Origin of the sequence: Paenibacillus tritici (genome assembly GCF_013204885.1) — a bacterium.
GTDB classification, from domain to species: domain Bacteria; phylum Bacillota; class Bacilli; order Paenibacillales; family Paenibacillaceae; genus Paenibacillus_AQ; species Paenibacillus_AQ tritici.
Genome location: NZ_JABMKX010000005.1, coordinates 86,232 through 99,610, shown reverse-complemented (window position 1 = coordinate 99,610; position 13,379 = coordinate 86,232). Strand labels below are relative to the sequence as shown.

Below are 13,379 nucleotides of genomic sequence, written 5' to 3'. Positions count from 1 at the left end.
ATTACCGTTTGCTGCCTCCCCCGCTTAACTGCCAGACCCGGACGCTCATGTAGCACAGCACCCCAAAGAGCCCGGAGATCAGCACGATATGGGACAACGCAGCAAATATGTACAGCCTTTCATTATATAACGTATAGACAACAGCCGCTCCGCTGAATACCTGCATCAGGCATAGCAGAACTGCCGACACCCCCAGAGCCCGCAGCTCAGGAATATCTTTATGCTTCCAGAAGGCCAGATGGCCAAGGACAGCCGTAAGGATGAACAGAAGCGCCGCCGCCATCCGGTGCACAAATACGATCCCCACTCCGCCACTCATCTCCGGAATCCATTCCCCGTTGCACAGCGGCCAGCCCGAGCACCCGCCCTGAGAGCTGGTATGGCTTACGTAGGCCCCGATATAGACAACGATATAAGAATATACTGCAGTAACCCATGTTAAGTTGCGGAAGCCCTTGCGGACTACAGGTTGTTCCGTACGGCTATCCCCGCCCAAGCCGAAAGCCAGTCTGGTCCCGAGCGCCAGCATCAGCGAACTGGCAAAAGCAATCAGCGAAAAGCCCATATGCAGGGCCATTACTGGAGCAGATTGTGATTTCACTACTGCAAGCGCTCCCATTCCACCTTGAACGATAACGAACAGGAGGGTCAGCCGGGCATAAGCAAGCAAATCCCTGCGGTGCCGGGCGTAACGCCAAAAGGCAAACATGGAAGCCAGAGACAGGAGGCCTGCCAATCCGCTGAATAAACGGTGGGTATATTCAATTAAAGAGCCTATCGTATAGGCAGGAATCAGCCTTCCGTGGCACAGCGGCCACTGATTTCCGCACTCCAGTCCCGAACCGGTCTTGGACACCACTACACCGCCAAACAATGCCATAAACATAATGAGACAGGTCATATAGCTGAGCCATTTCAATTGATGTGTCGTCAATGTTATCACCCGCATTTTATAGGAATGAGTTAGGAGTACATACAGCTAAATAAAATTAAATTATATATTTAGAAAAAAAGCACCGCTTCTGCTCGGGTAGGGCGAAAGCGGTGCAGCTTCATTACTTGTGAATACTGAGATAAACTTCCAGCGCCGTATCCAGGAATTTCTCAATTTCCTCCCGGGACTTCCGGAGCTTATTCACAAATCTGACCAGTTCCCGTCCATCGGTGTACGCGACAAAGCTTGGAATGCCCAGTATATTCTGCTCCTGGCTGACATCGCCTACGGCATCGACATCCACTTCTACCAGGGTAAGGCGGTCTGTATATTGTTTCTCCACATCCGGCATGAACGGATCAATGAATTTGCAATCCACGCACCAATCTGCCTTGAATACCGCCACTGTCAGGCGCGGAGACTGAATTGCCACCTGGAACTGGGCAGGCGAGCTGATTTTGTCCATCTATTGACCATTCCTTTCTAATAAAAAGGTTGTACTCGGCCTTTCTCCTTAAGTGAAGCAAAATGTACGGAATAAGTCAAATAAAAAAGACAAAATAAGACAATCATCACAGCATTATTCGCCGGCACGTACACGGGCAGGCTGTAATTTCATCAAAGGCCCCAGCAGCTTGCGCAGCGGACGGGGATAACCTGCAATCTCCTGGCTGCTGAGTACACCCAGAATAATCAAGAGAACCAGGTATACAATGACTACTGCCGCTCCAACCACCAGACAAGTGATCAGGAAGGCCAGACGGGCCGGCATCAGATGAGTCATTAATATTCCCGCTTCATTCAGGCCATAACCGATGCCTGCCGAAGCCAGGACAGCAATGGAGAAGCCTCCCCAGCGTTTGCCGAGAATGGCAAAAGGTACGATTTTTTTGAGCATCCGCAGGTTAAGCAGTGTAATGACAATGAAGCACAGGGCTGTGGAGCCGATAATGCCATAGATGCCGAACCACTGGCTGAACAGGAAGTTTGAGCCGAACTTTACGAGGATACCGACCAGCACGTAGTACATGGATATCCGCGATTTGCCCATTCCGAGCAGGATCGAGTTGGTGGTCATCATCGTAATCTGGAAAATAGTGCCCAGTGTCAGCATCGCCACAATCCCGCTGCCGTCCAGTGTTTTGAACAGCAGTCCATTCACAGAATAAGCAGCCACGACCAGGGAGAGTACAACCGGTGTGCCGGTCAGAATGGACACCCGCATTGCCAGTGTGACCTGACGCTGCAGGTGCTGCTCATCTTTACGTGCGTAGGCGGCAGAAATGATCGGAATCAGCGACGCACTAAGGGCAATTGACAATACCGGAGGAATACCGGCCACACTCTGTGCACGGCTGCCGAAGATCCCCAGTGTCCAGGTAGCCTCCTTCAAGCCGATTTGTCCGCTAAGCAGCGGCACAATGAAGGATGTATCAATAAAGTTCACCACAGGGACTGTAACGGAGGATAATACAATCGGTATGGACAGTTTGAAAATATCCTTGTAAATCTTCAGAAGAGGCAGACGGGCTTCACTGGATTCATAAAGCGCAATCTTCTCCTCGCTGTTGCGCAGCTTCCTTGCATAATACAGCATCACGCCGAAGGCGCCGATACTGCCGAGCACACTGCCGAAGGAGGCACCCGCTGCCATCCAGGTGTTGCTGTATCCCTGGCGCAGCAGAATGAACGCAAGCAGAATGGCCGTTGATACCCGGGCAATCTGCTCGACAATCTGTGAGATGCCCCCGGCCATCATATTGTTACGCCCCTGGAAATAACCGCGCATCATCGCGATTGCGGGGAACAACAGCAGCGCCGGAGCAATCGCCCGGATGGCCAGTGTACTCTCGGGAACCTTACTGGATTCCGCGTAATAAGGAGCGGCTATGTAGAGTATTACACTCATAAGCACACCTACCACAGCTGCAAAAATCAGGGCTGCCCGGTACACCTGCTGCGCTTCATGCGGGCGGTTCAGCGCATAACGCTCGGAGACCATTTTACTGAGTGTGCTGGGAATTCCGGCTGTTGCCAGCGGCAGCAGCAGCAGATACACGGTGTTGGCTTGTGTAAAAGCCGCATTGCCGACTTCATTAAACAGATGCTCCAGCGGCACCCGCTGGGCAAGCCCAAGGACGCGGGCTACAAGCGCGGCTGCGGCCAGAATAAGCGTGCCTTTGACAAAGGATTCTTTCTTGGTGGACAAGCTGTTTCGCCTTCTTCACAATAAATTTAATACCGTCCGATCCAGATAAAGAAGAGGACGACCATAACAATCTGCAGAATGATCTTGACTACGGTGCTGCTGAACAGCCCCAGCAGGGCGCCGAAGCTGACCTTGACAGCCTTGCCTGCCTTCTCACCTGCAATCAGTTCACCGATGAAGGCACCGAGGAACGGGCCGATCAGCAGTCCAAACGCCGGAATCACAAACGGGCCGGCAATCAAACCGATGGTACTGCCGATAACGGAGGCACGGGACCCGCCGAACTTTTTGACGCCCCAGGCCCCGACCACGTAATCAGCAATGAACAGAACTACAACAATCAGTGTCTGGGCGATCCAGAAAAATGGACCGAAGGAGTCGAAGGAAAAGAACCAGCCGTATACAAAGAAAGCCAGGTAAATCGCCAGCGCCCCCGGCAGGATTGGATATACCGCCCCAGCCAGGCCGATGGCAAACAATGCAATGATCAGAATCCAACCCAAAATCGTCAATTCCTTCAACTCCTTAAGTTTATATAGCTATATTTAAAGTACAAAAGGTGCAGGTCGTAACTGCGGTGAATTTTGGCTTCCGGCCGCTGTTGTCACCAGATTTCTTGATTTATACCGCTGTTCGCGGTGGAAATCCGGTGACAAAGGCGGTCGCTGACGCTCCTACAGCTCAAACTTCCCCTCCGTTACTCCCCACCATTTGTTGTCTTTCAGATAAAGCTATAAAAATTTGATGAAACTCATTAACACAGCTACGCCTGCTTAGAAATCCTGCCGGCTGAGGTCCCGGCTTCCGCCAGAATATACTTCTGAATCACTTCCGCGATGCCGTCTTCGTTGTTCGTAGCCACCACCGCATCCGCTTCCTGCTTGACGACTTCCTGGGCATTGCCCATCGCCACACCGAAGCCGGCCTGCTGAATGGCCGCCAGATCGTTAAGGCTGTCGCCCACGGCAACGACCTGGGACATATCAATACCAAGCAGCTTGCATACTTCAAGTATGCCTGTAGCCTTGTTGACACCCATCGGATTAATCTCCAGGTTGAAAGGTGAGGAGTTGGTAATCTCCAGTCCGCCCAGCTCCTGCAGCCGCATAAGCAGCTTATGACGGATATCGTTATCCTCTGTGGAATAACCGAATTTCAACCATTCCCTGCTGTCAATGTCCCCGTCCCAGCTATCCCGGTTGTATACCTCATCTACAGAATAAGCCCAGAACCAGATATCGAACTCCTCAGCAATCTTATGCATCTGCTTGACCAGCTCCACATCCATCAGAGACCGGCGGTACAGCTCATGAGGTGCGCGCCAGACTTCACTCCCGTTCACCATAATCATCGGAGTCTTCAAGCCTAGCTGATCCGCATAAGGCATCGCACTGCGCGAAGAACGCCCGGTAGACAGACAGACATGTACACCGGCATCCATCGCTTTTTTAATCCATTCCACCGTCAGTGGGGTAATCTTCTGTTCATCATTCAGTAGGGTTCCATCCATATCCAAAGCAAGCAGGCGGTATTTGGCAGTCATATGCCACCCCTCCATTCTTGTATTATGCTCTCCATTCACGGGAGCAATTGTTTATTGTATTATATCAGTTGTTTGTTGCTGCAGTATTATCTGCACCTGCGGCGTTTTCTGGCTTCAGGCTTTTCTTGGGCACGCCATCCAGTCCGTATTCCCAGTCATAGGCATCGAATATTTTACGGGCGACCGGTGCGGCACTGTTGGAGCCGAATCCGCCTTCCGGGATCACCACCGCAACCGCCAGCTTAGGATTATTACGCGGAGCAAAGGCAATAAATACCCCGTTATCGCGTATTTGTCCTTTACCCACCTGCTGCGAGGTCCCCGTCTTGCGGGCGAAATCATAAGGGAAATCATCAAAACTGCTAACCTTACTCTTCATTCCGCTAATAACTTCTCTCCAATAAGCCTTGTCAAAATCCACTTTATTCAATACTTCACGTTCGAAGGATTTCACAACATTATTGGAGGAATCGGTGATTTTGCTGACTAATTGCGGCTTAATCCGTTCTCCTTGATTCGCAATCGTAGATGTGTATTGTGCAAGTTGAAGGGCGGTGTAACTTCCCTGTTGTCCAAAAGATGCATAGACAAGTGCAGACTGGACACTGCCTCTTTCCGCTTCTTTAAAATAGTTCAGGAAACCTTTGTATTCATTGGGTAATCCTACTCCTGTTGCTACACCAAGGCCAAATTCCTTCATATATCTATCCCAGACATTCACACCCTCAGCCCGGTACTTTTCGTACAATTTCTTGCCCACCTTGTCAATCATAAATACGTTGGAGGATTTCTCAATCGCATCTGCGGGTGAGTTGAAATATCCGTAAGCATGCCCGCCCGAATTCTTAACCGTAGTTTCATGTCCCGCTTTCCCGAATTTCGTGCTCCCTGTGTCTGAGTAGGAAGAACGTGTGGTGATAAAACCTTCCTGAAGCCCAATCAACACAGTTAGCGGTTTGATCGTGGAGCCGAGGAAAACGGATGAACTGAACTCATGTCCCGAGATACCTGAAGAGAAGGGGGTAATCGTCCCGTTCTGGTAATTGGTCATGATCTTGTTCCAGACTTCTGCATCCAGTTTTGGTGATGTCCAGACGTTGGTGTCATAGTCAGGCATACTAGCCATAGCTACAATATTCCCGGTATCCACCTCCATCGCTACGGCATAACCCGTTACGGCATCGGGGTGAGTTCTACCCTGAACGGTATTCGAATGGAGCCAGCGGATCTGCTCCATAATAGCCTGTTCCGTCTTAAGCTGAATATTTTTATTGATTGTGGTCCAGATATCGTTCCCCTTTTCAGGAGGAACCACTTTTTCCACTTTTTCGGCCATATTTTGCGGATTCACTGAAATGACCTGATAGCCGTTCTTACCACGCAGTTCGCGTTGATACTGAAGCTCCAGACCGTCAAAACCGACGAATTCATCATCTTTATAGTTGAGGCCGGGATCTGCGTCGAGCTTCTTCATAGCATTCTGAATATTCTTATAGATGTTCAGGGTGTTTGATGATCTGAAGGGCTTGATATACCCGACCGTCTGTACGGCAACGGTATCCTTGTCATAGTGGCGCACGCCTTCTTCCACAATCTCCAGCCCCGGGAATTCGCTCTTGTGTTCCATGAAGTAGGCAATTTCCTTAGCGGTCAGACCGGTTTTGATCTTGCGAGCCATATAACCCGAGGATTTCTTGAAATATAAATCAAGTGAGCTAATCACTTCATTAACCGTCAGCTTCTCACCGTTCGGATCGCCATATTCGTCGAATTTCGCTACCAGGCGATTCGCCAGTGCATAAGCATTGGCTCTGGACTCCGGCTTCAGGGCACTGATACCTGTCTCCTTGTCCACCGCCTTCGCTGTATATTCCTGGGTGAGCGTAACATAGAGCGATTGCACAGAGCTGGAATAAGCTAATTTCTCCCCCTCCGCTGCCAGGATCGATCCCCGGATAGAGGCTAGCGGCACGCTTTTGGTATCCCGGCTGGTCTCTACCTCGGTCAGCATGGGTCCTTCAACAAATTGAATAACGGCCAGACGGATAATAATTACACAAAAAATGACAAACGTGCTGAAGAAAAACACGTTAAGCCGCAGGCCAAGCGAGCTCTTGCTGTTTTTCTCGTCCGGGGGGGAGGCCTGCTTTCGGAAAACACCCACAGTTTTTCACTCCTCTACATCATAAAATAACCTGTTAGTCCACCGTTGACTCGGGTACATTCTTCTTGGGGACTCCATCCAGTCCATATTCAAAATCATAGGCATCAAAAATCCGGCGTGCTACCGGTGCGGCACTGTTCGAACCAAAACCGCCTTCCGGAATGAGCACGGCGACCGCAAGCTTAGGATGCTCACGCGGAGCATAGGCAATGAATACCCCGTTGTCGCGGATGGCCCCGAAGGCTTCCATCTCAGAGGTTCCCGTCTTGCGGGCGAAGTCATACGGGAATCCGTCAAAGGCCGATACCTTCGTATTCATCCCCCGCTTGATCTCCTTCCAGTACGAAGGGTCGAACGAGATGCTATCCAGTACTTCCCGTCCAAATTGCTTAACGGTATGGCCTTCAGGATCGGTTATCCTGCTGACGAGCTGCGGCTTGATCCGCATGCCTTCGTTGGCAAGTGTGGCCGTGTACTGGGCCAGCTGGAGAGCCGTGTATTTCCCCTTCTGCCCGAAGGAAGCATAGACCATCGCCGCCTGGACAGTCTGCCCCTTACTCTTGTAATCGGCAACACCGTCGCTCTCTCCGGGCAGTCCACTCTGTGTGGACACCCCGAGACCGAAGGCCTTCATGTACTTATCCCACACTTCGATGGCTTCTCCCTGATACTTCTTATACAGCGCATTGCCGACCCATTCAACCATAAAAGCATTGGAGGACTCCTGGATGGCCTTCGCCGGATCAAGCGGCCCCAGCACGTGGCCGGAGGAATTCTTCACCGATGAGCTGTTATCTTTGCCGAAATATGCAATCCCTTTATCTATATAAGTATCTCCAGTTGTGAATAAACCTTCTTGCAGACCAATCAACACACTTAACGGCTTAATTGTTGAACCCAGTAAGATCAATGACTGCAGACCATGGCCGGAGACACCGGAGGTGTTCTGGGTAATCGTTCCGTTCTGGTAATTATCCTTGATCTTATCGTACACTTCCGTCGGCAGCTTATCGGCATTCCAGACATTCGTATCGTAGTCCGGCATACTGGCCATAGCCACTATGTTGCCTGTATCGACTTCCATCGCCACGGCATACCCCGTGAGGGCATCCTTATGAAGCTTTCCCTGTACCGGATTACGATGCAGCCAACTGATCTGATCCATGATCGCCTGCTCTGTCTTAAGCTGAATGTTCTTGTTGATCGTCATCCAGATATCGTTGCCCTTGACAGGAGGAACTGAAGCGATCACTTCCTCAGCCATATTCTGCGCGTTCACCGAAAGGGTCTGATATCCGTTCTTGCCCCTAAGCTCCCGCTGGTACTGCTGTTCCAGGCCATATATCCCGACAAATTCATCTTCCCTGTAACTGAGTCCGGGGTCCGCGTCCATTTGTTTCATGGCATTACGGATATTCTTGTATACATTATAATCCTCTGTAGCACGGAACGGCTTCATATAACCTACGGTCTGAACGGCCACCGTGTCCTTGTCGTAATGGCGGATGCTCTCCTCCACAACAGACATTCCGGGATAATTCTGCTTGTTCTCCATAAGACGGGCGACTTCCTTCATCGTAAGCCCGGCCTTGATCTTACGCGGGACATAACCCAGCGACTTCTTATAGTCAAGGTCCAGCAGAGCCAGGATATCCTCCCGGCCAAGCTTCTTGGCAGCAGGATCTCCATACTGTTCAAAAACAGAGACGAGCTGCGTCACCAGCGAATCTATATTCGCCTTAGCCTCAGCCGTGAGTTCATAAAGGCCGGTATTCTTATTCTTGACCTTCGCTGTGTATTCTTTGGTTAATGTAACATATAACGACTGTACCGGAGTGGAGTGGGCGATGCTCTCGCCTCCAGCCGCGCGAATGGTTCCCCGGATGGCCGCAAGCGGAACATCCTTGGTCTCACGGCTGGCCTCCACTTCGCTTAGACTGGAACCCTCAACAAACTGCAGTCCGGCAAGACGGATAAGAATCAATACAAAAATAAAAAAAGTGCCGAAGAAAAACAGATTTATGCGTAAGCTCAGGTAGTTGCGGGGTACTCCATTATCCGGGCCGGAACCCGGCTTACCGAACCATCTCACAGCCATGTCCTCTCCTTGTATGGTATGCAGAGCCGATTATTCGTGAACACGGGCAAGACCTCTTCCTGCCCGCTGTTTATTGTACCATAGATGCAAGAGCCACCGCTTCCTTCTCACAGGATGTTCTCCTTGATATGCGTAGAATCGAAATCCTTGGAATTGAACCAGTTGCCGCTGCTGGCCCAGGTAGAGTCAAGCGGTATCCAGGCCTTGCTGCTGCTGATGTAGACCTCATTCCAGGCATGGGGACCATAGCCGCCTTGACCGTCATACCCTCTGCCGGTGACGACACGCACCTGAAGCCCTTGGGAACGGGCCATCATAGCATAGAGGCGCGCGTAATCAATGCACACCCCAAGCCGGGTATCCATCGTATCCTGCGGAGTCTGCTCATGCCAGATCCGTCTCTGCTCATAATTCTCTGCCTTATCGTAGTCATAGGCAATACGTGAGCCGATCCAGTCATACAGCAGCTTGGCCTTCTCCTCATCCCCGCTGGCTTGTCCGGCAATATCTGCGGCTGCACCGGCAATATCCGCCGAGATCTCATGGTCAATCACTTCATATTTGCGCCGGAGAATATCGCTCATCTCCGCGGCTACCGCTTTGGTCAGCACCGGAAGCTTCCCTCTGACCTGTTCACCGGCCAGCGGCTCGAAGACCGCTTCCGCACTCTGGCTGTAGATCGGTGAAGACTGCACATAACGGCTGAAGCTGCTGTCCGGGTTCAGGGCCACCCCGATATACAGAACAAAGACCAGCACCATAGCACGGGTAAGCCCTGCTGCGGTACCCAGTAAGGCTCCGCTTAACCGGCTGGCACCCGTAATCTTCCCGGACGTCCGCCCAGACAAGCGCGGCAGACGGATGGGCAGCAGCAGGAACAGCAGACCCAGCAGCAGCCGAATCAGGCTGTAGCACAGCAAGAGCAGCAGCAGAAACCGTACGACCGGCGAATTCGCCAGGACAGAGGCGCCTGTGTAATACAACTGCTGCCACTGGCTTAGCTTGGCATCCGGCGGGGTAAGGCTTGATGCCCAGTTCCCGGCAGCAGGCGAGAGATACACCGCTGCCGGAATCGCCATAACCAGAGACGCTGCTGCCAGCAGTCCTGACCCCAGCAGTCCGAACAGCCCTCCGGCTGCCCTCCTGAAGCCCCGGCCCCAGCCCTGCAATGCAGAGCACAGTACAACCAGCAGCAGAACGATGGAGATGATATTAGCTTCACTAAGACTATCTACCCAGCTATTCAGCATATCACTCCTCCTTCCGGTCCTGCGGGTATCGCTTGATTCCCTGCACTGTTATTTACCTGCCTGCTTCCGGGCTTCGTCGATGAAGGTTTTGGTCGTATCCGTAACACTCCACTTCCCAAGGCTGACTCCGCGGAAGACCACCTCTACCTTGTCCTCTGCAGCGGAGCCTTTCACCTCCAGATTAGGAGTAGTGATGGTGAAGGTGCCGTCACCCCCGGAGGTATATACAGCCTCCTGCGCCTCTTTTAACATAACCTCTTGCGCTTCCTTCTTCAGAGTACTGACCGTTCCGTCCGCCACTTGGTTAACGGCATTACCAATCTGGTCCATGGTTACTCCGCTATAGATGAAGAGCCCTACAACAATAACGACAACAATTGCCCATTTCAGCATAGTCTTAACGATGTTAACAACTGCAAACAGCAGGACAAGCGCAATAACGATAACAAGCCAATTTTCTCTGATAAATTGTGACCATACTTCCGGATTCATCAATTTCACAACACCCCAATCGCAAATTTCGCCACTTCAGGACTCCGTCCCGTCAGACATTTCATTAATATTAATTATTATACATCAATGACCCTTATAATTCATGGTTGCCGGAATACAGAACCGCATACAGGGGTTGTCAAGAAATTGGTATAAGCCCCCTCAGCCGCACGTAAAGTACAAGTAGGCTGTGTCTTCTGATGGACTTATCCATAATACAGCAACTGGCCACCAATCTGGAGGTGTAATCCGTGAAAACTGCAATGTGGCTGTATCTCTTCATGTTCCTGGCCTTCTTCGATTTACATGCCCAGTATCCTATTCTGACGCCCTTTGCCATGTCCCTGGGAGCGGGACCGGCCTTCATCGGCTGGATGATGGGGATGTATTCCCTGACCCACCTCCCGGGCAATCTGCTGGCCGGTGTGCTTGTTGACCGCAACGGCAGCCGCCGCTACATCGTGTTTGCCCTTACCGTAGCGGGTGTTATTCTGCTGCTGCAGGCCCATGCGCAGCTGCCCTGGCATCTGCTCCTGCTGCGCGCGGCAAGCGGGTTCGCACTGGCGTTCCTCTCCCCTGCCTGCATGACCCTGCTGGCTTCGCTCTCATCTGACCCTGCGACCCAGGGCAAATACATGTCAGGCAACGGGATTATTCACACGCTGGCCTCTGTAGTCTCACCTGCCGCCGGAGCATTCATCGTAGCCAAAGCCGGCTACTCCGGCACCTTCAGCACCCTGGGCTGGCTCTTGATCTTCACCGGTGTTATGGCGTTCTTCAGCGTGCCGAAGCATAATCCTTCGCTGGCTCTGCAGAAGCCGGTGCTGCCGCTTCAGAAGAAGCTGCCCGGAGCGTCCGCAGCCGCCAGTCCACCTGTATCCAGGCGTTACTATCTGCTGCCCTTCTTCGTCTCCTGTTCCCAGGGAGTATTATTCTTCGAGCTTCCCCTGTCACAGGGAAAAGACGGAATCATGTCAACGGGAATTCTACTCTCCCTGCTCAGCCTGGGTGCACTTGTGACTCTCTGCCTGTTCTTCCTGAACCGCGTCTCACCAGGCATCCGTATTGCAGCCGCCCTGCTCGGAATGGCTCTCTGCTTCTTCTGCCTGGCCGCCTTCCGCAGCATTCCCGCCGGAATCGTGCTATTCCTGCTTGGATCAGCCAAAGGGGTGTTATTCCCGGCCATGGCCTCCCTCTTCATCAGCCTGGGCGGGGCAGGCCGGCTGGGCCGCACCTTCTCGATGCAATCCATCGCCATGTCGCTGGGGGCCTTCGCCGGACCTGTGGCTGCCGGACAGCTCAGGGACCATGTCTCCCCTTACTTCATCGCGTTCGTTCTGCTGATGACAGCCGTTCTGCTGCTGCCTCCGGGCAGAGCCGGCAAGCTGCCCTCCTATGCTTCCGGCTGGAACGGCCATGCTGCCTGAATTTGCCCGTATTCGCCAGCAATCACCCGCATTTGTCCTGCCGGGTGATGGTTTGCTGTATATCTATTTATAACGACATTTCCCGGGGAATGAATACATATTGCACACCAAGCTGTTAAAAAAAGCGCAGCTTAGGTACAATATCGTCATAACAACTATGATCCGGGGGCTGATTGTATATGTCCATTACCATTATTGTCGAAGGCAAGAACGACCGCAGCCGCCTAAGACGGCTGCTTGGACCGGAGGTCGACATTCTGTGCACCTTCGGGACACTGAACACCCTTAAGCTGGAGACCCTGCGGAACACGATCCGGGACGGGGAGGTCTATCTGTATATGGATAATGACAGCTCAGGCAAAAAAATCCGCGGTGTTCTGCGCGACGTTTTCCCCGATGCCGTTCATATGTATACCCGAAAGGGTTATGCCGGGGTTGAAGGAACTCCTGACGAGTACAATATTACCCAGCTGGAGAAGGCCGGACTTGAGGAATTCATTATCTATCCCCAGCCGTATCCGCAGGGAATGGAATAAACTCAAAACGAGGGTGTCCCGGGCAGAAGACTCACTGCCTGCGGACACCCTCGTTTCTTTCTTTCATCACTATTCCATGCTATTCGCGGGCCAGCTTCTTGACCGTCCGGGCCAAAAACTCCGGCGTTACATTCTCTGTATCCCCGGCATCATACAATCCCCGGAGATTGTTGTTCCTGTCGACAAGACCAATAAGGTTGGCGTGGGCGAAGTCATCCTTGCTTGTGCCATAGATCATCACCTTGAAGGATTCCGCTGCCAGCTTGCGTACCTGCTCCTGATCGCCCCGCAGGAAATACCACCCGTTGTAATCCGCATGGAACTTATCAGCGAAGGCCTTGATCGCTTCCCTTGTGTCATTCTTCGGATCGAAGGAAATCGAGACAAACTCGACGTCCTTGCCGAAGCTTCCATCCTTAACCAACAGATCCTGCGTCTGTGACAGCATGAAGGTGGTAATCGGACATACATCCGGACACACGGTGAAGAAGAAATAGACCAGCCTTGCCTTGCCTTCCGTATCCGCCAGACTAACCTGCTTCCCGTCTACATTCTCCAGAGAGAAGTCCTGCACCTGACCGATGACCGGCAGCTTCTTACCTCCGAAATCAAAAGACTGGACTGCCAGATAGACCGCCATTATCACTGCGAGCAGCAGCAACAGCCAAGTCCATTTGTAACGTTTCAAGGTCTGCACAGGACGCCCTCCCCCTCTACTAAGAATGC

General features: G+C 52.1%; 12 protein-coding genes. 2 read left to right on the top strand and 10 right to left on the bottom strand.

Annotation, left to right across the window (positions count from 1 at the left end; all coding sequences use genetic code 11):
- Position 1 precedes the first annotated feature (1 nt).
- The 9 genes from HQN87_RS10105 to HQN87_RS10065 form a co-directional block, all read right to left on the bottom strand.
- On the bottom strand, positions 2 to 934 hold the full coding sequence (locus HQN87_RS10105) for a COX15/CtaA family protein (protein WP_173131681.1): 933 nt from the start codon (positions 932 to 934) through the stop codon (positions 2 to 4).
- Positions 935 to 1,055: 121 nt separating this feature from the next.
- The gene (locus HQN87_RS10100; RefSeq protein ID WP_173131677.1) at positions 1,056 to 1,400 is read right to left on the bottom strand and encodes a thioredoxin family protein; all 345 of its coding nucleotides are present in this window, start codon (positions 1,398 to 1,400) and stop codon (positions 1,056 to 1,058) included.
- Between the two features lie 114 nt (positions 1,401 to 1,514).
- On the bottom strand, positions 1,515 to 3,143 hold the full coding sequence (locus HQN87_RS10095) for a putative polysaccharide biosynthesis protein (RefSeq protein WP_173131674.1): 1,629 nt from the start codon (positions 3,141 to 3,143) through the stop codon (positions 1,515 to 1,517).
- 26 nt (positions 3,144 to 3,169) lie between these two features.
- A complete protein-coding gene (locus HQN87_RS10090) occupies positions 3,170 to 3,655 on the bottom strand; it encodes a DUF456 domain-containing protein (RefSeq protein WP_173131671.1) in 486 nt (161 codons plus the stop codon).
- 251 nt (positions 3,656 to 3,906) lie between these two features.
- Positions 3,907 to 4,686 carry a Cof-type HAD-IIB family hydrolase gene (locus HQN87_RS10085; RefSeq protein ID WP_173131667.1) on the bottom strand — a complete coding sequence of 260 codons (780 nt, stop codon included), beginning with the start codon at positions 4,684 to 4,686 and terminating at the stop codon, positions 3,907 to 3,909.
- Positions 4,687 to 4,750: 64 nt separating this feature from the next.
- Entirely contained in the window at positions 4,751 to 6,850 is a 2,100-nt protein-coding gene (locus HQN87_RS10080; RefSeq protein ID WP_173131664.1) for a peptidoglycan D,D-transpeptidase FtsI family protein, read from the bottom strand.
- A 34-nt stretch (positions 6,851 to 6,884) separates the two neighbouring features.
- Positions 6,885 to 8,948 carry a peptidoglycan D,D-transpeptidase FtsI family protein gene (locus tag HQN87_RS10075; RefSeq protein ID WP_173131661.1) on the bottom strand — a complete coding sequence of 688 codons (2,064 nt, stop codon included), beginning with the start codon at positions 8,946 to 8,948 and terminating at the stop codon, positions 6,885 to 6,887.
- A 107-nt stretch (positions 8,949 to 9,055) separates the two neighbouring features.
- Positions 9,056 to 10,198 carry a transglutaminase domain-containing protein gene (locus HQN87_RS10070; RefSeq protein ID WP_173131658.1) on the bottom strand — a complete coding sequence of 381 codons (1,143 nt, stop codon included), beginning with the start codon at positions 10,196 to 10,198 and terminating at the stop codon, positions 9,056 to 9,058.
- 48 nt (positions 10,199 to 10,246) lie between these two features.
- Positions 10,247 to 10,591, bottom strand: coding sequence for a hypothetical protein (locus HQN87_RS10065; RefSeq protein WP_367272694.1), 345 nt, complete (start codon positions 10,589 to 10,591; stop codon positions 10,247 to 10,249).
- A gap of 350 nt (positions 10,592 to 10,941) precedes the next feature.
- On the opposite strand from HQN87_RS10065, the gene HQN87_RS10060 reads away from it, so the two are divergent.
- Entirely contained in the window at positions 10,942 to 12,117 is a 1,176-nt protein-coding gene (locus tag HQN87_RS10060) for an MFS transporter (protein WP_173131652.1), read from the top strand.
- A gap of 179 nt (positions 12,118 to 12,296) precedes the next feature.
- Positions 12,297 to 12,653, top strand: coding sequence for a toprim domain-containing protein (locus HQN87_RS10055; RefSeq protein ID WP_173131649.1), 357 nt, complete (start codon positions 12,297 to 12,299; stop codon positions 12,651 to 12,653).
- Between the two features lie 79 nt (positions 12,654 to 12,732).
- Here HQN87_RS10055 and HQN87_RS10050 read toward each other — a convergent pair whose 3' ends face one another.
- Positions 12,733 to 13,350 carry an SCO family protein gene (locus HQN87_RS10050; RefSeq protein WP_173131645.1) on the bottom strand — a complete coding sequence of 206 codons (618 nt, stop codon included), beginning with the start codon at positions 13,348 to 13,350 and terminating at the stop codon, positions 12,733 to 12,735.
- Positions 13,351 to 13,379: the final 29 nt, after the last annotated feature.